At 52.1% G+C, this 17313-nt stretch carries 18 protein-coding genes and 1 tRNA gene; 13 read left to right on the top strand and 6 right to left on the bottom strand.

All coding sequences use genetic code 11. The annotated features are described in order from the left end of the window. Window positions 1-17: 17 nt before the first annotated feature. Together G4V39_RS03980 and G4V39_RS03975 are read right to left on the bottom strand one after the other, a co-directional pair. Window positions 18-440 (bottom strand): DUF465 domain-containing protein, encoded by a 423-nt coding sequence (locus G4V39_RS03980; RefSeq protein ID WP_166031705.1) that lies wholly within the window; start codon window positions 438-440, stop codon window positions 18-20. Between the two features lie 29 nt (window positions 441-469). After that, the gene (locus G4V39_RS03975) at window positions 470-1975 is read right to left on the bottom strand and encodes a HAMP domain-containing sensor histidine kinase (RefSeq protein WP_166031704.1); all 1506 of its coding nucleotides are present in this window, start codon (window positions 1973-1975) and stop codon (window positions 470-472) included. Between the two features lie 110 nt (window positions 1976-2085). Between G4V39_RS03975 and G4V39_RS03970 the strand changes: the two genes are divergently transcribed. The 5 genes from G4V39_RS03970 (at window position 2086) to G4V39_RS03950 (ending at window position 7658) form a co-directional block, all read left to right on the top strand. After that, window positions 2086-3498, top strand: a complete 1413-nt coding sequence (locus G4V39_RS03970; protein ID WP_166031703.1) for a sigma-54-dependent transcriptional regulator — start codon at window positions 2086-2088, stop codon at window positions 3496-3498. Between the two features lie 36 nt (window positions 3499-3534). Next, the gene (locus G4V39_RS03965; RefSeq protein ID WP_166031702.1) at window positions 3535-4221 is read left to right on the top strand and encodes a uracil-DNA glycosylase; all 687 of its coding nucleotides are present in this window, start codon (window positions 3535-3537) and stop codon (window positions 4219-4221) included. Window positions 4222-4366: 145 nt separating this feature from the next. After that, complete coding sequence (locus G4V39_RS03960) at window positions 4367-5662, top strand: NfeD family protein (protein ID WP_166031701.1); 1296 nt, start codon at window positions 4367-4369, stop codon at window positions 5660-5662. A 12-nt stretch (window positions 5663-5674) separates the two neighbouring features. Next, a complete protein-coding gene (locus tag G4V39_RS03955) occupies window positions 5675-6484 on the top strand; it encodes a slipin family protein (RefSeq protein ID WP_166031700.1) in 810 nt (269 codons plus the stop codon). Then, window positions 6450-7658 (top strand): DEAD/DEAH box helicase, encoded by a 1209-nt coding sequence (locus G4V39_RS03950; RefSeq protein ID WP_166031699.1) that lies wholly within the window; start codon window positions 6450-6452, stop codon window positions 7656-7658. The genes G4V39_RS03955 and G4V39_RS03950 overlap by 35 nt, the downstream gene beginning before the upstream one ends. On the opposite strand, the gene G4V39_RS03945 is transcribed toward G4V39_RS03950, so the two are convergent. Continuing rightward, complete coding sequence (locus G4V39_RS03945; RefSeq protein WP_166031698.1) at window positions 7570-8070, bottom strand: GNAT family N-acetyltransferase; 501 nt, start codon at window positions 8068-8070, stop codon at window positions 7570-7572. The two genes, G4V39_RS03950 and G4V39_RS03945, sit on opposite strands and share 89 nt — an antisense overlap. Before the next feature lie 68 nt (window positions 8071-8138). On the opposite strand from G4V39_RS03945, the gene G4V39_RS03940 reads away from it, so the two are divergent. Next, entirely contained in the window at window positions 8139-9395 is a 1257-nt protein-coding gene (locus G4V39_RS03940; RefSeq protein ID WP_166031697.1) for an OmpP1/FadL family transporter, read from the top strand. Here the strand turns inward: G4V39_RS03940 and G4V39_RS03935 are convergent. Both G4V39_RS03935 and G4V39_RS03930 read right to left on the bottom strand, forming a co-directional pair. Continuing rightward, window positions 9367-10491 (bottom strand): mandelate racemase/muconate lactonizing enzyme family protein, encoded by a 1125-nt coding sequence (locus G4V39_RS03935; RefSeq protein WP_210412174.1) that lies wholly within the window; start codon window positions 10489-10491, stop codon window positions 9367-9369. The two genes, G4V39_RS03940 and G4V39_RS03935, sit on opposite strands and share 29 nt — an antisense overlap. Beyond that, window positions 10454-11404 carry an LpxL/LpxP family acyltransferase gene (locus G4V39_RS03930; RefSeq protein ID WP_166031695.1) on the bottom strand — a complete coding sequence of 317 codons (951 nt, stop codon included), beginning with the start codon at window positions 11402-11404 and terminating at the stop codon, window positions 10454-10456. Before G4V39_RS03930 ends, G4V39_RS03935 begins: the two co-directional genes overlap by 38 nt. Window positions 11405-11680: 276 nt before the next feature. Here G4V39_RS03930 and G4V39_RS03925 point away from each other — a divergent pair. The 5 genes from G4V39_RS03925 to G4V39_RS03905 all read left to right on the top strand — a co-directional run bounded on the left by G4V39_RS03925 (window position 11681) and on the right by G4V39_RS03905 (window position 15309). Further along, window positions 11681-11757, top strand: a tRNA-Pro gene (locus tag G4V39_RS03925). Window positions 11758-11856: 99 nt separating this feature from the next. Beyond that, complete coding sequence (gene speD, locus G4V39_RS03920; protein ID WP_166031694.1) at window positions 11857-12279, top strand: adenosylmethionine decarboxylase; 423 nt, start codon at window positions 11857-11859, stop codon at window positions 12277-12279. Then, a complete protein-coding gene (gene speE, locus G4V39_RS03915) occupies window positions 12276-13124 on the top strand; it encodes a polyamine aminopropyltransferase (protein WP_166031693.1) in 849 nt (282 codons plus the stop codon). The genes speD and speE overlap by 4 nt, the downstream gene beginning before the upstream one ends. An 8-nt stretch (window positions 13125-13132) precedes the next feature. Continuing rightward, window positions 13133-13786 (top strand): precorrin-8X methylmutase, encoded by a 654-nt coding sequence (locus tag G4V39_RS03910; protein ID WP_166031692.1) that lies wholly within the window; start codon window positions 13133-13135, stop codon window positions 13784-13786. Next, on the top strand, window positions 13765-15309 hold the full coding sequence (locus tag G4V39_RS03905; protein ID WP_166031691.1) for a hydantoinase B/oxoprolinase family protein: 1545 nt from the start codon (window positions 13765-13767) through the stop codon (window positions 15307-15309). The genes G4V39_RS03910 and G4V39_RS03905 overlap by 22 nt, the downstream gene beginning before the upstream one ends. Here the strand turns inward: G4V39_RS03905 and G4V39_RS03900 are convergent. Continuing rightward, window positions 15306-15758: a universal stress protein gene (locus tag G4V39_RS03900; protein ID WP_166031690.1), complete on the bottom strand. Its 453-nt coding sequence runs from the start codon at window positions 15756-15758 to the stop codon at window positions 15306-15308. The two genes, G4V39_RS03905 and G4V39_RS03900, sit on opposite strands and share 4 nt — an antisense overlap. Window positions 15759-15853: 95 nt before the next feature. On the opposite strand from G4V39_RS03900, the gene G4V39_RS03895 reads away from it, so the two are divergent. Continuing rightward, window positions 15854-16732: a PHP domain-containing protein gene (locus G4V39_RS03895; protein ID WP_166031689.1), complete on the top strand. Its 879-nt coding sequence runs from the start codon at window positions 15854-15856 to the stop codon at window positions 16730-16732. 27 nt (window positions 16733-16759) lie between these two features. Next, complete coding sequence (locus G4V39_RS03890) at window positions 16760-17026, top strand: hypothetical protein (RefSeq protein ID WP_166031688.1); 267 nt, start codon at window positions 16760-16762, stop codon at window positions 17024-17026. Window positions 17027-17313 lie beyond the last annotated feature (287 nt).

Raw genomic sequence — 17313 nt, 5'->3', positions numbered from 1 at the left:
TTTTCCCTCCCCTGGATTTAGTGGGAAGTCTTTAGCCGACGTTGCTCGGTATCCCGTCGGATCTCCTCTAATTTTTCAAGCTCAAAGCGCAACCGATTGATCTCCTCTTTAAGTGAAACTTTTTCCTTCTTGAGGGAGGAGATAAAACGGCGGTCTTTTTCCCTCTCTTTTTGACAATCGGTCAATCTCTGGCGAACCTTCTGATACCTTTTAAGGAGCGCTATTTCGGCCGGCAGGCTTTCAAGACACTGGTGATCTTCAAGGCTGGTAAGATACTTTTGGGCCTCTCCGTAAAGGACCCAAAGGTAGAAGGCTGCCCGACAGCGGTAATCCCTTTGGTTGAAAAGCTCTTCTAGTACCTTGCGGGCCTTGGCCTTTTTACCCTTAAGATATAGCTCCTCAGCCACACTCCAGGGATCAGGTCTGCTCTGGTCAGGCATGGGTTTAGGGGCACAGGCCCCCAGGATTGCTAAGAGTAGGGTAACTCCAACCAGAAAACCGAACCCTTTCCGGGGACTATGGCGATATCTTCTTGCGGGGGACTCTCTACCCAAATTCTTCCTCCTTGAACAACGATAACCTCCTTAGCAATGGCTAGCCCCAGACCACAGCCATCTTTGTGGCGCATGGCCTGGATCTGATAAAATTTGTTGAAGATCCGTTCTCGTTCACCCGGAGGGATCCCCTGACCGCTATCAACCACCCCAATCCTCAGCCACCTTACCCTATGTTTATCATAATAACTGTTGAGATAAACCTTTATCTGCCCTCCGGGGGGACTAAACTTAATGGCGTTGTGGACGATGTTCATCAGGGCTCGAAAGGTTCGGTCAAAATCCATCAGAATGGGGTCAAACTCTTGGTCGGAAACCACCTCTATTATGATGTTTTTCCCTTCGGCTACTGTCCGAAGGGTGCTGCAGACTTCCCGCACCAGGCGCAGAGGATCATGGGGATACTTCTCTACGGGCACAAGTTTGGCTTCCAATCTGGTAAGATGAAGGAGGTCGTTGATGAATCGTTCAAGGCGCCCTACCCCCTCATTGAGGATTTCTACCAATCGGCGCTGTCTTTCGTTAAGGGGGCCCATCTCCGCCTCGGTTAACAAGTCAGCGGCTTCCTTCATCGAGGCCAGGGGTGTCCTTAGCTCATGGCTGACCACAGATATGAACTCCGATTTAAGGGTGTCTAGCTCCCGGAGTTGGGCTGTCATACGATTGAAGGCCTGAGCCAGCTGGCCGAGTTCATCCCTGGCTTGCACGGTGATGGTATAATCGAACTGGCCCCGGCCTATGGCTTCGGTTCCCTTCTGGAGAAGGTCTATGGGACGCTTGATATATTTATACAGGAGGGAAGGAGCCAGGAGGGCCAGCCCCAGGGTGAAGACGAAAACAATGAAGGTGAGCTTGCGGGCTTGGGCGGTGCGCCGGGAGATCTGGGAGGCCTTGGTGCGAATATCTATCCGGATGGACTGTTCTATCTTTCCCAGAAGAAGCCCCATCTGATCAATAAGCTCTTTGACCTGTTCTTCCCGCTGTTTTTCCAGTGGACCTAATCGTGTGGGCGGGGTGACAGGAAGGTGTCTTTTTACCTCATTGGCCAGGGCCTGCAAATCTTTGAGGTTTTGATCCAGGTAGCGATAATTCATTCGGGCCTGGGGGGGGCCATTGTCTCTGATGAGAACCAAGTGGGTCCTAAAGTCTTTAATCAGCTCTCTAAGGGTCTGGTAGGAATCTTCCTTGTAGAGAGTGACCAGGCGGCGGCTCTCACCCTCCAGAGAGGGTAGGAGACCCTTCAAGTATTCTATGGTAGTGGTTAGCTCTACATCCTCCCGGGCCAGGCTGATAGCCATATCTTCCAGCTGAATCAAAGAATATAGAGAAACGGCGCAGGGAAGGTAGGCGATGAAGATAAAGATGATATACCCAGCGCACAGTTTCTGATAAAGATTGAGATGGCGGAAGAAAGACTTCATGAAGTAAATCCTAACTCAATTAATTTTTGTTTAAACCGTCTAAGGGGGCTTATATGGCACAGGTTTTGCCATTAAAGGCAAGCAAAAAGGGCTCCAAGAAGAGACGCAAAATGGAAAACAAAAGACGTATCCTGTTGGTTGATGATGATCTGAATATCCTTGAAGTTTTGAAGATGCGCCTGGAACTTAAGGGCTACGAGGTAGTCACGGCCAGCGATCCCGAGGAGGCCCTGGCCCTCTTTGAAGAAGGAGACTTTGACGTAGTTATCACCGATCAGCGAATGGATAAGATGACCGGGCAGGAGTTAATGCTTGAGTGCCAGAAGATCGATCCAACCACCCAGGTCATTCTCTTTACCGCCTATGGTACCATCGAGCAGGCCGTGGCTACGGTGAAGGCGGGGGCCTTCTCTTATGTTACCAAACCAGTGGATCATCATGATCTGGCCCTTAAGATCGAAAAGGCCATTGAAAAGCGCGATCTGCTTCGTCAGCTGGCCAATCTCCGCCAGATGGTGGTGGAGAAGTTTCTTTTTGAAGACATGGTGGGCGAGAGTCCCAAGATGAAGGCTGTGTTCCGGCAGATCATGGCCGTGGCTCCTACCGAAAGCACGGTGGCCATATATGGGGAGTCCGGTACAGGCAAGGAATTGGTAGCCAAAGCCATTCACATTCATAGTCAGCGGGCCAAGGGGCCCTTTGTGGCCGTAAACTGTGCGGCCATACCCGAGACCCTCCTGGAAGATGAACTCTTTGGTCACGTAAAGGGGGCCTTTACCGGAGCGGTAGCCTCCAAGGTAGGGCTCTTTGTTCAGGCCAATCGGGGGACCCTTTTTTTGGACGAAGTGGGAGAGATGAGCCCAACCATGCAGGCCAAACTCCTGCGGGTGGTAGAGACCGGCGAGGTGAGACCCCTGGGGAGCGATCAGGTTAAAAAAGTCGATGTCCGGCTTATTGTCGCCACCAAGAGGGATCTTCAAAAAATGGTCAAGGAAGGCCTTTTTCGGGAAGACCTCTATTATCGAATTCACGTGGTCCCTATTTATCTTCCTCCACTGCGGGAAAGGAAAGAAGACATCCCCTTGCTTATGAGGCACTTTTTTAAAAAATTTAGTGAAAAAATGGGCAAAAAGATAGAAACTATCCAGCCCGAGGTGGTGGATCTCTTCGTCTCTTACCATTGGCCAGGTAATGTGCGTGAACTGGAGAACTTGGTAGAATATCTTACGGCGCTGGCCCCCGGTCAGGTGATTACCAAGGCCATGTTGGCAAACACCCCCCTTGTCCAGGAAAGGCCTCCGGTGGAGTTCCGTCCTCTCCGGGAGGCCAAAGACCAATTCGTTAGACGCTATCTGGAAGATCTTTTCAAACTTACCCGGGGCAATGTCAGCCAGGCGGCCAGGTTGGCTGGATACTATCGGGCCGATTTTTACAAGCTCTTCCAAAAATATGGTCTTGATCCCAAAAAGTACCGTCAGCGACGTGAACCCCTTGATGTAGGCAAAGACCTGCGCAAGTCTTAAGGACTTGCAGGTTAATGCCTACAGGGTGGCTTGTTTATGAAGGATCAGGATCTTATCTCCGCCCTAGAGACGCTGATAACTTACTATAGAGAACTTGGCTTCAGCCGTCTTCCTGTGGGGGAGCCAGGAGGTAAGGCTATGGATCAGACCCTTCGACCGAAAACCATGGCTGAAGTTCGGGCTCTGGTAAACGACTGCCAACGTTGTCCGCTCCATCAGACCAGAACCAACATTGTTTTCGGTGAAGGGAGCGAATCGGCTTCCCTCCTTTTGGTGGGAGAGGCTCCGGGACGAGATGAGGATCTTCAGGGGCGTCCCTTTGTGGGGGCTGCCGGGCAGCTTCTTACCCGGATGCTGAAGGCTATAGATCTTCAACGAAGCCAGGTCTATATTGCCAATGTTCTTAAGTGTCGACCGCCCAAAAACCGTAATCCCCGTCCAGAGGAAATTGAGGCCTGTTTCCCCTATTTGGAGATGCAAATCAGGGTTATTTCTCCTCGGGTGATAGCCTGTCTGGGGACCTTTGCCGCCCAGACCATTCTAAAGACCAGGGAACCCATTGGTCGGCTGCGGGGGCGTGTTTTTGAGGCCTACGGGGCCCAGGTCGTTCCCACCTATCATCCGGCCTTTCTCCTCTATAATCCAAACTTTAAAAGGGCCGCCTGGGAGGACTTAAAGCTCATAAGACGGCTTCTGGATGCTGAAACCCCTTTCCGAACTTGAGACCATCTTTGAGCTTCTCTTGCAATCTTTAAGGATTGATTCGGCTGTATCAGCCCGGAGTATGATTTAAGAGATGCTCCCTTCATAGGGGCCTCTTGATGATTAACTTGATAAACTTAAATAGCCCTTTTAAAGGGAGAACAGGATGTCTTCCGGCTTCAGGAGCAAATTTATTGGGTTGATTCTCTCTTTTGTCTTTTGGGCCTCCGGGCTCAGCTGGGCCTCTTCGGTCTATTTTGTAGAGATTGAGGGGGCTATTGACCCCATTACCAGCGAATTTATTGCTTCGGCCATAGAGACGGCGGCTTCCTCCGGTGGGCAGGCCCTGGTTATTCGTTTAGATACCCCGGGAGGTCTGGTCTCGGCCACCAGAGAAATTATCAAGACTATCCTCAACAGTCCGTTGCCGGTAGTTGTCTATGTCGCACCCTCCGGGGCCCGGGCGGCCTCTGCCGGAACCTTGATCACCCTGGCGGCCCATATTGCCGCTATGGCTCCGGGAACAAATATCGGGGCCGCTCATCCTGTTTCTGTGGGGGCTGCCCCCAGGGAGGATCAAAAAATGGCCGAGAAGGCCGTTAATGATTTGGCGGCCTTGGCCCGGACTATTGCCACCACCCGGGGGAGAAACGCCAAATGGGCTGAGGAAGCCGTGCGTCGAAGTGTATCCATTACAGAAAAAGAGGCCCTCAGACTTAAAGTCATCGATCTGATAGCCAGGGATCTAGGAGATCTCCTGGAGAAGATCAATGGACGTGAGGTGGAAGTCTCCGGGGGGCGGAAGATACGTTTAGACACCAAATCGGTGTCTATTGTCCCCATCAAAGAGGGGTTAAGAGAACGCATTCTCCGCACCATCAGTGACCCCAATATTGCCTATATACTGATGATGATAGGCCTGGCCGGTTTGTACTTCGAACTCTCTAACCCCGGAACCATCTTACCCGGTGTGGTGGGGGCTTTGGCCTTGACCCTGGCCTTCTTCGCCTTTAAAGCCCTGCCGGTTAACTACGCAGGTCTTCTCCTTATCCTCCTGGCCGGGGTTTTCTTTTTTCTGGAGATCAAGATTGCCAGTTTTGGCCTTTTGGCCCTGGCCGGGTTAATCGCCCTGACCCTCGGATCACTGATGCTTTTTTCCAAGGCCCCCGGGGTGGGAATTTCCTGGTCTGTCCTCTGGCCTACTTTGATTGGAGTAGGATTTTTCCTCTCGGTGATAACCTATCTGGCGGCCAAGGCCGTTCGCTCTCCTCCCCAAACTGGCCCGGAATCCCTTTTGGGAGCCACGGGGCGGGTGATAAGTGACGTCGGTCCCGATCAAGGTCAGATTTTTATCCATGGAGAGATCTGGGAGGCCCGAAGCGATCATCCCATACCTGCGGGCCGAAGAGTGAAGGTCTTGGCAGTAGAGGCCTTAACCCTTAAGGTTGAAGAAGCAAATTAAGAGGAGGTCCCTATGCCTATTTCTTTTTCTTTCTTGTTTCTCCTTCTGGTTCTTTTTCTTTTCAGTGCCCTTAAGATCCTTAATGAGTACGAACGGGGAGTGGTCTTCAGGTTGGGAAGGGTAATCGGGGCTAAAGGACCAGGGCTGGTGATTATCATTCCCCTGATCGATAAGATGCGTAAAGTGGACCTTCGTACCGTTACCCTGGATGTTCCTCCCCAGGAGGTCATTACCAAGGATAACGTTTCTGTGAAAGTTAGTGCTGTGGTTTATTTTCGGGTAATTGACGCCAACAAGGCCGTCATTGAGGTGGAGGATTACTTCTTTGCCACTAGCCAGCTGGCTCAGACTACCTTGAGGAGCATCTGCGGGCAGGCGGAGCTGGATGAGCTCCTTTCGGAGAGAGAAAAGCTTAACTCTAAGATTCAGGCCATCCTCGACCAGGATACCGAACCGTGGGGGGTTAAGGTAAGCAAGGTAGAGATCAAAGAGATCGACCTCCCCGACGAGATGAAACGGGCCATGGCCAAACAGGCCGAGGCCGAGAGAGAGAGACGTTCTAAAATTATCAATGCCGAGGGCGAACTGCAGGCCTCCAAGAAGCTGGCCGAGGCGGCTCGCATCCTCTCCGAGAGTCCGGCTTCCATCCAGTTGCGCTATCTTCAAACCTTGAGGGAGGTGGCCTCTGAGAATAACTCAACCACCCTTTTCCCTATTCCTATTGATCTCTTTCGCCCTTTCATAGAAGGGACCGTGGACAAGGTCAGAGCAAGGGAGGTGGACAAAGATGGAGGCAGAGGCACGGAGCAGACTTCTCCTTGAACCTCTGGGGCGTCCCTTTGACGCCTTCTCTTTAGACGAAAAGCTTAAGCTTAACCTTAAGCGCATAGGGCTTAAGCGGACCACCATTTTTCAAGATTTTTGTCTTCCCCATATTCTGGCTGAGGATGAAGAGCTTCTTGTTGAAGCCCCCCGCGGAAGTGGCAAGGCCACGGCCTATCTTCTGGGCAGCCTTCAATACCTCTTGAGACACGAGGGGCGGGCCTTGATCCTCACCCCTCAGGAAAAAAGGGCTCGGTCTCTGGCTCAGGAGGCCGAGACCCTGGCTGAGGACACGGGGATATCGACTCTTTTTTTCGGGGGGAGCAAAGAAGAGCTCTCTTTTCAAATGAAAGAGCTAGAAAAGGGGGCCCGTTTGATTATCTCCACTCCCCGGTGGCTGACCAAAATATTCAAATGGCGGCTCCTTGACCCCTCCTCCATAAGGCTTCTGGTGGTGGATGAGCCAGAGGCTATGCTCAAGGAGCTTTCCATCGTGGAAGGGTTACGCCCCCAAAAAATTATGGTCTTCCTTAACCAAGTCTCTTACGAGGCGGTCTCTTGGGCCTATCGTCTCCTGCAACGACCTTTTGAGCTCTTCTGGGGAAGACGGCCCCGGCGGCCAGGTGAGCTTCGGTTTCGTCTCTATCATGTGAGTCAGAAGGAAAAGTTCGCTCTGCTCCTTGAACTCCTCAAAGAAATGGGGCGGAGACGAGTAATTATCTTTACGGCCAATGAACTGGTAGCTAAGGCCCTCTCCGGGGATCTAAAGCGACATGGTTTCCTGACTCTCTGTCTGCTGCCGGAGTCCCAGCCTCGGCAAAGGCTTGAGCTTATCCGTCGCTTTAACAGCCAGCGGGCTGCCATTTTGGTGACTACTGACGAGTCCGTTCCCTACCTAGACCTCCTTAAGACCCGGTGCCTTATCAACTATGATCTTCCGGCCACCGCCGATGAATTCCTGCTTCGGATCGGCTCCCTGCCTTCTGGGGCGCAGGTAATAAATCTCTGTGATGAGACCGGGGCCTTTAGCCTGGAGGAGATAGAAAAGGCCCTCGGCGAGAAAATGACCGTTGTCTGGGCCAGGCCTAAGAGGGAGGCTCGGAGACAGACCAGAGCTTCTTCCACATCTCCAAGGCGTCAAGGCCACTGGGATAGTAGGTCTTTATCACCCTGAGAGTCCGGTAGCCGGCCTTCCGAAAGAGGGCAATGGCCCGCCGGTTGCCTGTTCCGGTGTGAAGCCTTAGGGCCAAAAGTCGCTGCTTGCGGGCTTCTTTCTCCAGCATATCCAAAAGGACTTTGCCCAGACCCTGACCTCTAGCCTGAGGGATCAGGGCGATGGCCATAAGCTCTGCCACCGGGAGCCAGGGGAACCAGATAAAGGGACCGATCATTCCGAAACCCAGAAACTCTTCTTCTCTTTCAAGGACAAAGGTGGCTACTGTCGGCTCCTCAAACCAGCGGGCAACGATCCGGCCATAAGGGCCATAGGCGGCAAAGGCCTCTTTTGAGAGTTCGACGATTTTCCCCAGATCCTCTCTCTGGGCCCGCCGGAAAGAAAGTCGTGCTTCTTTGGCTTGGGAAACCATTTTGAGTATGCTAACTAAGAAAACCAGCCTAAATAAAATAACTAGACAAATCCTCTGAGGTTTTAATCATGACGCTCATCGCCTCTTTGCTTGGTTTAATTTTGGGCTTAGTTATGACTTTCTCCTCAAAGGATGTTTCGGCTGCCGGTTTTGTCAACCTCCTTCAGGGGGCAGAGGCTGTGGCCCAGGCTAACGCCTTCGTTGCCCAGGCCGACAACCCTTCGGCTGTCTTTTACAATCCGGCTGGATTGGCCTTTTTGGAAGGGCCTCAGGCCTATGCGGGATTGAGCTTAGTGGCCTCTAAGGTAGAATATCAAGGTCTCAATAAGGAAGAGACTGTAGATCGTCTTCAGGCACCTCCCTTTCTTTATCTCAGCACTCCTTTGAACAGTCGAATAGCTGGAGCCGTGGGTGCTTATTCCCTATACGGTTTGGCTACTGTTTGGGATAGCAACTGGACCGGTCGCTATGTAACTACTTATTCACGTCTTAGGACCATGGTGACCAATCCCACGGTAGCCGTTAAGTTAAGAGATAATCTTTCTTTCGGAGCTGGATTTAATATTGTCTATGCCGATCTCAATCTTCAAAGAAGGCTTTGGTTTGGCTCGCTAGGCTTGGCCGATGGCCACCAAAAGCTCACCGGAGATGATTGGGGCTATGGTTACAATCTGGGGCTTCTTTACCATTGGGGGGCCATGTCTTTGGGACTTTCTTACCGGAGCAAGGTTCACCTGCGTTTTAAAGAGGCTGAGGCCCGTTTTTACGTGCCTTCCGCAGTAAAAGCCTATTATCCAGACACCAGGGCTACCGGACGCCTGACCCTTCCCCCGATGCTATCCGCCGGCTTGGCCTTAAAGCTTACCTCTCGTCTGAGGATGGAGTTTGATCTTTCCTGGACAGGCTGGTCCACCTATGAAGAGATGAAGATCATTTTCTCCGATCCCTTAGGGCCTCCGGGTAAATCAACCAGGGTCTTTATCCAGCCTAAGGATTGGCAAGATGTCCTGGCCTACCGGCTGGGAGTACGCTACCAGGCAGATGGATACACTCTTATGGCCGGCTATTGTCTGGATCAGGGGCCGGCCCCGTCTAAATATCGGGATCCTCAGCTTCCGGATTCTAACCGGCGGATTCTAGCCTTGGGGATTACAGCCAGCCCCCGGGCCGATTTTCGTTTTTCTTTAGCTTACAATTACATTTTTACCCGCTGGGCCCCCAAACAGAACCAGGTTCTTTCTAGCCTTCCAGAGCCTCTTAAGGCCAATGGTGATTATCGTATCCGCGTTCACCTCCTTACGGTGGGCCTACACTTCTTTTTTTAGAAAAAACCCCGAGTTTCTCCCCAAAGGTAGAGAGGACCTCTTCCCGGAGGGTAAGCCCTAGACCGGGACGGGATGGGGGAGAAGCCTTTCCCCCGAGGCCAAAGGCTACGGTTTCCGTGACAAGGTCTTCTTCAAGGAGCCAGGGACTGTAGCTTCCCTCAAGGAAGACGACCTCATCTATCAGGCTAGCCAGGTGGCGGCCGGCCATGGATAAGATGCCTGTCTCTCCCACGTGACAACCGATTTGAACCCTGAGGCCGGCTGACCTGGCTAGAGCCCAGAGGGCCAGGGTTCGCCTGAGTCCGGCACATTTGGATAAGCGGAGGTTGAAGATCTGACAGGCCTTGTGGTCGATAAGCCTCAAGGCATCGTTTAGATCGACCAGAGACTCGTCGGCAATTACCGGGGCCAGTCTGGATGAGGCTACTTCATGGAGCCCCTTTAGATCTTCGCGAGGGCAAGGTTGTTCAAAGGCGACTATCTTTTCGGCTTGAAGGCGTCTCAGAAACTCTACCGCTTCTGAGCCCTCAAAGGAACCGTTGGCATCAAGGCGCAATCTACAGGAGGGCAGCTCTTGTCGGATTCTTCTGACCACCTCCTCGGATCCGGGGGCCACCTTGACTTTGATGTCCCTTAATTGCCACTTTTGGGCTGCCTCAACGAAGAAGGTAAAGGTTTGGGGAGTGGTAAAGGGGAGAACAAGGCTGTAGACGAATTTGAGATTTCGGGGCTCGGGGCTGAATAGGCCCCAGAGGGGTAGGTTCCGCGCTTGACCCATGAGGTCCAGCAGGGCGAGCTCAAAGGCGCAGATTACCGAAGGGAAGGCCTCGAGTCCGAGAGATCTTACCGCCTGATCCAGACCAGAAGGGGATGAAATCCCCTCTTGGATAATGAGCCGGGCCAGACGCTGGGCTACCCTATAGGCCTGGAGAGGGGCCTCTCCGGTGACATACTCTCGAGGGCATCCCTCCCCCAGGCCAATTAACCCCTCCTTTTCCCAAAGGACAATCAGCCCTTCAGTCATTTTTCTGCGGGCCAAACTGTGGTCCACCGAGAGTTTAAAGGGAAGACGCAGGCGATAGAGTCTCAGGCGCATAGTTTTCATCCCAATTGATATATGGCTGTAGCTCTTCCACGGCCTCTGGCCACTGATACCACTGTTCGGGGCTCTCTAGAATATATTTTTCAAGAACTTTTAAAGCCCTGGCAGCGATTTCGGCATGTTCCCTTCCCCCGGCCAGGGGCTCAAGGCAGAGGGTATAGCCATTTTCATCACGACGCATAAGCCCCAGGAGTACAGGGCACCGGGCCCGTCGATAGAAGATATCGAGGGTTCGGTCTAGAGGCACTCTGGCTCCGAGAAAGAGAGTGTGGCGATCCGGATAGGGACGCCAGTTTTCAAATTCGTCACATTCGGTGATCAAAATATAGCCCTGTTTAAGGAGGCCAATGGCCCTAGTGGCCACGTGGCCTTCATTGGCGTCGATAATCTGAACCCCCATTTTTTGGGCCCGCCGACTGAGTTCTCTTTTAAGCTCTGGTCGCTTAAAACGACAAATGATGGCCACTTTATGGCCTAAAAGGGCCAGGGCCAGGGGAAGAAACTCCACGGCTCCGAAATGTCCGGTGACCAGAATGGCCCCTTTCCCCTTGATCTGATCAAGCAGATATCTTTTGGATACCCTCAGTCTGGGGCGGAGGAAGTCGATCATTTCGGATAGGGGACGATAGCCAAGGAGGAGTTTTTCCAGATAATGTTCAAAAATGCCGAGATAGGTCTTAAGGACATAGATAGGGAGCATTTGGGGGAGGGGTTTGGCCCTGGTTAGGTAATTAAGCCCCACAATTACGTTACGGCGGGTTTTTTCCTTAAAGAGAAGAAACAGAAAACCCAACATCCACAAGTAAAGGCGATAGAGCCCCAGTGGCAGATGACGAACCAGGAAGACGTTTACTGGAAGTTGAAAAAAGACACTAATGTTTAGTTTTTTTAAACCAGATACCCACATAACTAAACCTCCTTTTGGGATTTTGCCGGCGGCAGTTCTTTTTTCAGAGACGACGACCAGATCAGGAGAAATACTAGGCAAAATTACCTAGTATCCCCTAAAAAACCTTATTAACCACCTCTACGTTTTTATATCGGCTATTTGTAAAAAATTTTAGGTCTGATCTTCCCTTTTTTATTTTTGGGGGTGGCGGTTCTCAGAGGGGGCTGATCCCGGGGCTTTCGGTCTCCAGGCCTTGTTGACAAAACCTTTCCTGCTGATTAAAAAGGAGCTGGCCGGGACGTGGCGCAGCCTGGAAGCGCACCTGCTTGGGGTGTAGGGGGTCGGCGGTTCAAATCCGCCCGTCCCGACCACCGTTGAGATCAAGGGCTCTGGCTGTTTGGGCTCCCCAAACAGTTACGAGCCTTAAATTTTCTTAAAAGACCGGGCTAAGGCCTGGGGGGAGGTGAGCTATGGCAGTGATGGCCCCTGTCTGTCAGGTTGAGAAGTTGCCCACCCAGGAGGCCCATACGGCCCCCAGTTGTTACATCAGCACCCACCTGCTGATTGAAATGTGGCATTCTCCTTTCCATCTTCTGGCCGATGCCGGGAAAGTGGAGCTGGCTTTGGAGTACGCCGGGGGCAAAGACAAAGGTGGGGAAGTGGTCAGCTACCAGTTTAATCCCTATGGGGTCTCGGCCAAAGCCACCTTTCCTGAGTCCCACATCTTTATCCACACCTGGCCAGAAAATGGCTACGCAGCCATTGACGTCTTCGCCTCTGATGAAAAAGAGGCCTACCAGGTCTTTGAGCGTCTAAAAGAGGCCTTTCAGCCGCAGTATGTCCATGCCCTGGAGATGAAAAGAGGGCAATTGGTAGAGCTGGAGGAGACTTGACTAACTACTGGTGGTCGGAAAAAATTGCGCCGGGTTATCTGCACAGTTACGAGGTTACGCCGCTTTACGAAGAGCGAACTCCCCATCAGCATCTGTTAATCCTTAAGAATCGATTCTGGGGGCGTTTCCTCGTTCTGGATGGCGTGGTCCAGCTCACCGAGGGTGATGAATTTATCTACCACGAGATGCTGGTCCATGTTCCCCTGACTGTGGTCTCCAAGGAGCCCCAAAGCGTTCTTATTATCGGTGGGGGAGACGGTGGCAGTCTTCGTGAGATTTTACGCTACCCCTCCATCGAACGGGTGGTCCAGATCGAGGTTGATGAGGCTGTTTTCAGAGCCTGCCAGAAATATCTCCGGGAGATCTCCGGTGACTTCGATGATCCGCGGGTCCAGCTCATCTTTGGTGATGGGGCCTCCTACGTTGCCTCTGAAGAGGTGAAGTCCCATCCCTTTGATGTTGTCCTGGTGGATTGTACCGATCCGGTAGGACCGGCCAAAATCCTCTTTGAGGAAGACTTCTATCGACACGTTCGGGAGGCTCTCACCCCCTGGGGGGTGATGGTTCAGCAGGCCTCCCTTCCTCGGACGATTCCTCATGTCATGCCCATGGCCTATCGCCGTACCCGTCGTGTCTTCCCCCAGGTCGGTATCTATAGGGCTCCGGTTCCCACCTATGGCGATGAAATCGCCTTTGTGTTGGCTAGCAAGCTTGAAGTCGATCTTCGTCGGCCTCAAAGGCAGGTTAGCGGTCGTTATTATAATCCAGAAGTTCACCAAGCCTCTTTTGCTTTGCCTACTTGGTGGCAGGATCTCTTAAAGACCCCGGAACAGGAAGCCGCCTAATCCTGTCTATGACCAAAGTTTCTCCTTCTGTTTCGGATTTCTCTAAAGGGCGGGCCATCGAAGAGGAAAGTTTTGCCATTATCCGAAGAGAGCTGGGAGCCCAACTCCCCTCTGGCCCGGAGGGAGAGGTGGTCCTGCGAGTCATCCACGCTACTGCCGACCTGGATTTTGCCCGAAATCTTCGCTTTCACCCCAGGGCCATTGAGGTTGGTCTAAGGGTTCTGCGAGAAGGAAACCCTATCTTTTGTGATGTTCGAATGGTGGAGGTAGCTATCGCGCCTTCGGCCCGGAGGCTAGGCCTTGAAACCTGCTGTTTTATAGACCAGACAACAGTAATGGATATGGCCCGTCAGAGGGGGCTCACGCGGGCTGAGGCCGCTGTAGAGTTGGCCTCAAAAAGGCCTTGGTCAGTAATGGCTATTGGTAACGCCCCTACGGCTCTTCTTCGGGCCCTTGAACTGATAAACCAAGGACGTCTCAAGGTGGGACTTTTGGTCGGATGCCCGGTGGGCTTTGTCGAGGCGGCCCGGGCTAAAGAACTTCTTAGTCTGATGGATTTTCCCTTCATTACCTGTCTGGGCAACAAGGGAGGCAGCCCGGTAGCTGCGGCTGTTGTCAACGCCTTGATAAGGTTGCTCTTATGCGAGGGCAAGAGGCCATAGAGATAAGCATATTTGATCGCCTTTTCTCGGCGGTGGCCGAGGAAATGGGAATTGTTCTTCGCAAAAGCGCCTTCTCCGCCAATATCAAAGAGCGCAGAGACTTTTCCTGCGCCATCTGCGATGGCCGGGGGCGACTGGTGGCTCAGGCGGCCCATATCCCTGTCCACCTGGGAGCTATGCCGGCCACCATGGCTGCCCTCCTCAAAGAGGTAGATTTTGTCCCTGAAGACCTAATTATCACCAACGATCCTTACGCTGGGGGCACCCATTTGCCGGATATCACCTTGATTAAACCGGTCTTTGCCGATGCTGATAGACCTCTTTTTTTCCTTCTGGTACGGGCCCATCATGCTGATGTAGGTGGCAAGATGCCGGGCTCCATGCCTCTGGCCAGCCACATTTCAGAAGAAGGTGTTCTTATCAGACCTCAACATCTTAAGCGCCAGGGGAGAATAAACGAAGAGTTTCTGGCCTGGTTTCTTTCTCAGGTACGCAATCCCCAGGAAAGAAGGGGGGATCTTACGGCCCAACAGGCCGCTCTGGTGCGAGGAGAGATCAGGCTTAAAGAGATGATTAGGGCCTACGGCATCAAGACCCTTATTGAACGGGTCGAAGGTCTGTTTCTCCATGCCCAACAGATGATGGAAGAGACTATTTCCGAAATCCCGGATGGCCACTACTTTTTTGAAGATTGCCTGGACGATGATGGGCTGGGCAAAGAACCGGTGAAGATTGTCGCCCGGGTTTCTATAGATGGGAGCCGGGCGATAGTGGATTTGTCTGATTCCGATAAAGCAGCCTCTACCGGAATCAATACAGTAGCCAGCGTGGCCGCCGCCGCAGTCTATTATGTATTTTTAGCTCTCAGCCCGGAAGAGATGCCGATAAATGCTGGAGCTCTTGAGCCTATCCGGGTGCTTACCAAGCCTGGAACGGTAGTTGATGCCAGATATCCAAGCCCTGTAGCCGCTGGTAACGTGGAAACCTCTCAACGTTTGGTGGATGTCATCCTGGGGGCTTTAGCTCAGGCTATACCCGAACGGATTCCGGCAGCCAGCTGTGGGTCTATGAACAATGTGGCCATGGGCTTTGGTGAGCTTACCTATTATGAGACTATCGGTGGGGGGATGGGAGGCCGCTTCGGCGCCCCGGGGCTCTCAGGGGTTCACACCCACATGACCAATACCCTAAACACCCCTATCGAAGCCTTGGAACAGATCTATCCCCTGCTTGTGGAAAGATATCGTCTCCGAGAACGCTCGGGAGGCCGGGGCCGTTTTCGGGGTGGGGATGGAATCATCAGGGCCTATCGGTTTCTCCAGCCGACCCAGGTGACTATTCTCTCAGAGAGGCGGCGTTTTTGTCCTTATGGGCTACAGGGAGGGGCTCCTGGGCGCAGGGGCCAGAATGTCTTCATCCGTGGGGGCAAAAAGAGGATTCTCCCCGGGAAGACGCATCTTCAAGCCCTTCCCGGGGACATCCTTGAAATCCGTACCCCTGGCGGCGGCGGCTGGGGAGCCTAAGAACGAACCTGCTCCGGGTTGACCGTGAGTACCGGCACAGGAGAGATCTTCAGCACCTTTTCGGTAACGCTTCCAAACAGGGCCTTCTCCAAACCCTTGCGACCGTGGGTGGCCATTACGATGAGGTCGATATCATGCAGCTTAGCGAAGGTGACTATCTCGCCGGCGGCATCGCCTTTGGTGATATGGGTCTCATAATTTGAAAAGCCCTGAAGATTTTCTTCGACAAAACTTTCCATTTTTTTGCCCGCCGCTTCTTCTAGCTCTTTCTCAAAGGAGGCTAGACTTACGTGGGCTACAGGAATGCTGGTGTAACGAGATAAATCTTCCACCACGTAGAGGATATAAAGTTTAGCCCCCAGCTTTTCGGCCAGATAAAGGGCATAAGGCAGAACTTTTGTCGAGGCTGAGGTAAAGTCTACCGGGAAAAGAATTCTTTCGATCTTCATTTGAACCTCCTTTCTCTGAAATTGGGGCTTTCCTTCTCCGCCGCCCGCTATTAATCTTGTTAGTCTATCAACTTCGAAAAATGCAAGGAGTATTTATGCCGTCCAAAATTGTTGACCTTCATACTCATTCTACGGCCTCTGATGGAACTTTAAGTCCTGAAGAGCTGATATCAATGGCCCAGAAGGTGGAACTGGCGGCCGTTGCCCTTACGGATCACGATACCATCGGAGGGCTGGCCGAGGCCGAAGTAGCTGCCAGAGCTTTAGGAGTAGAGTTTATCCCCGGCGTTGAGCTCAGTGCCCTTTATGAAGGAGGAACATTTCATATCCTGGGGTATTTCATTGATTATCAATCTTCCTACTTGAGGGAGCGGCTTGAGTACCTTCAGCGGGCCCGGGCGGAGCGAAACCCAAAAATTATTCGTAAACTCCAGGAGCTGGGAATAGATATTACCATGGAAGAGGTGGAGGCTATTGCCGGGGGCCAAATAGGTCGCCCTCATATCGCCCGCCTGTTGGTGGAGAAAAGGGTCTGTGCAAACATCCATGAGGCCTTTGAACGCTTTTTAAAGACGGGGGCCGCAGCCTATGTTCCTAAAGAAAGGCTCTCGGCTCCCGAGGCCATAGACCTTATCCACAAGGCCCGAGGGCTAGCTGTATTAGCCCACCCAGTAACCTTGAACATCTCTCGTCCAGAGGCCCTTAAGGCCTTTGTCGCAAACCTGGTAGCTCAAGGGCTAGATGGTATAGAAAGTTATTATTCTGATCATGACGAGGCCTTTACCGCTTTATGTCATCAGATTGCCAAAGATCTATCCTTGGTGGAGACTGGTGGGACAGACTTTCATGGGGCAAACAAACCCCATATAAAGTTGGCTTTTGGGCGGGGCAATTTAAGGGTTCCCTATCGAACAGTGGAAGATCTCAGAAGGCTCTGGAAGAAACGTTATAATAATAAGACAAAAGACCGATAAGAGATAAAAGATCCCAGGAGGCAGCCCGTGGCCCGATATCGATTTTATCTTTACGAATTTGGCCTTCCCTATGAGTCTCGGCTGAGGCGATTTCTTAAGGCCGTGGTGGTAGCCTGCGCTATAGTTGTTTACCTGGGGACTATCTTTCCAGACAGTCGTCTTTCCTGGGTGAGGCACCTACAAGGAGTAAACTTTACTCGAGTAGGGGCTCCAGTCAGACACGGCTTGGCCAAATTAAATAACCATTTACCTCATATAAATCTATCCTTTTTGAAACAGGTCTTCTCCCCATAAAGGAACTGTCTACCCGTTTGTGTAAATTCCATCAGAGCCTGGCCTCAAATAAAACCGAAGCCAAAGGCCTCAAGCGGTTTTTCGCCGAAAACGCTCGCCTCAAACGGCTCCTGGCCGAAAAAGAACTCGAAATCCAGGCCCTAACCGAAATCTTATTAATGGGAGCGCTTTTTAGTCGACATTGAAACTCCTTGAATATCAAGGGTTTTGAGCCCCTAAAATGTCGAGTGTTTGATGACCCCATTAATAGATGACAATAGGCTCTGCAATGTTTTGATAGAGTTCGG

It is taken from the genome of Thermosulfuriphilus ammonigenes, from assembly GCF_011207455.1.
Classification (GTDB): Bacteria; Desulfobacterota; Thermodesulfobacteria; order Thermodesulfobacteriales; family ST65; genus Thermosulfuriphilus; species Thermosulfuriphilus ammonigenes.
The sequence above is the reverse complement of the archived record's forward strand: the minus strand, read 5'-3'. Positions and strand labels throughout refer to the sequence as shown.

What these genes read in the sequence shown, in the direction of transcription:
- G4V39_RS03895 (WP_166031689.1), top strand. Translation starts at nt 15,854, where the DNA reads ATGCCGTCCAAAATTGTTGACCTTCATACTCATTCTACGGCCTCTGAT.
- G4V39_RS03965 (WP_166031702.1), top strand. Translation starts at nt 3,535, where the DNA reads ATGAAGGATCAGGATCTTATCTCCGCCCTAGAGACGCTGATAACTTAC.
- G4V39_RS03935 (WP_210412174.1), bottom strand. Translation starts at nt 10,491, where the DNA reads ATGCGCCTGAGACTCTATCGCCTGCGTCTTCCCTTTAAACTCTCGGTG.
- G4V39_RS03910 (WP_166031692.1), top strand. Translation starts at nt 13,133, where the DNA reads ATGACCAAAGTTTCTCCTTCTGTTTCGGATTTCTCTAAAGGGCGGGCC.
- G4V39_RS03945 (WP_166031698.1), bottom strand. Translation starts at nt 8,070, where the DNA reads ATGGTTTCCCAAGCCAAAGAAGCACGACTTTCTTTCCGGCGGGCCCAG.
- G4V39_RS03955 (WP_166031700.1), top strand. Translation starts at nt 5,675, where the DNA reads ATGCCTATTTCTTTTTCTTTCTTGTTTCTCCTTCTGGTTCTTTTTCTT.
- G4V39_RS03960 (WP_166031701.1), top strand. Translation starts at nt 4,367, where the DNA reads ATGTCTTCCGGCTTCAGGAGCAAATTTATTGGGTTGATTCTCTCTTTT.
- G4V39_RS03980 (WP_166031705.1), bottom strand. Translation starts at nt 440, where the DNA reads ATGCCTGACCAGAGCAGACCTGATCCCTGGAGTGTGGCTGAGGAGCTA.
- G4V39_RS03975 (WP_166031704.1), bottom strand. Translation starts at nt 1,975, where the DNA reads ATGAAGTCTTTCTTCCGCCATCTCAATCTTTATCAGAAACTGTGCGCT.
- speD (WP_166031694.1), top strand. Translation starts at nt 11,857, where the DNA reads ATGGCAGTGATGGCCCCTGTCTGTCAGGTTGAGAAGTTGCCCACCCAG.
- G4V39_RS03970 (WP_166031703.1), top strand. Translation starts at nt 2,086, where the DNA reads ATGGAAAACAAAAGACGTATCCTGTTGGTTGATGATGATCTGAATATC.
- G4V39_RS03900 (WP_166031690.1), bottom strand. Translation starts at nt 15,758, where the DNA reads ATGAAGATCGAAAGAATTCTTTTCCCGGTAGACTTTACCTCAGCCTCG.
- G4V39_RS03940 (WP_166031697.1), top strand. Translation starts at nt 8,139, where the DNA reads ATGACGCTCATCGCCTCTTTGCTTGGTTTAATTTTGGGCTTAGTTATG.
- G4V39_RS03930 (WP_166031695.1), bottom strand. Translation starts at nt 11,404, where the DNA reads ATGTGGGTATCTGGTTTAAAAAAACTAAACATTAGTGTCTTTTTTCAA.
- G4V39_RS03905 (WP_166031691.1), top strand. Translation starts at nt 13,765, where the DNA reads ATGCGAGGGCAAGAGGCCATAGAGATAAGCATATTTGATCGCCTTTTC.
- G4V39_RS03950 (WP_166031699.1), top strand. Translation starts at nt 6,450, where the DNA reads ATGGAGGCAGAGGCACGGAGCAGACTTCTCCTTGAACCTCTGGGGCGT.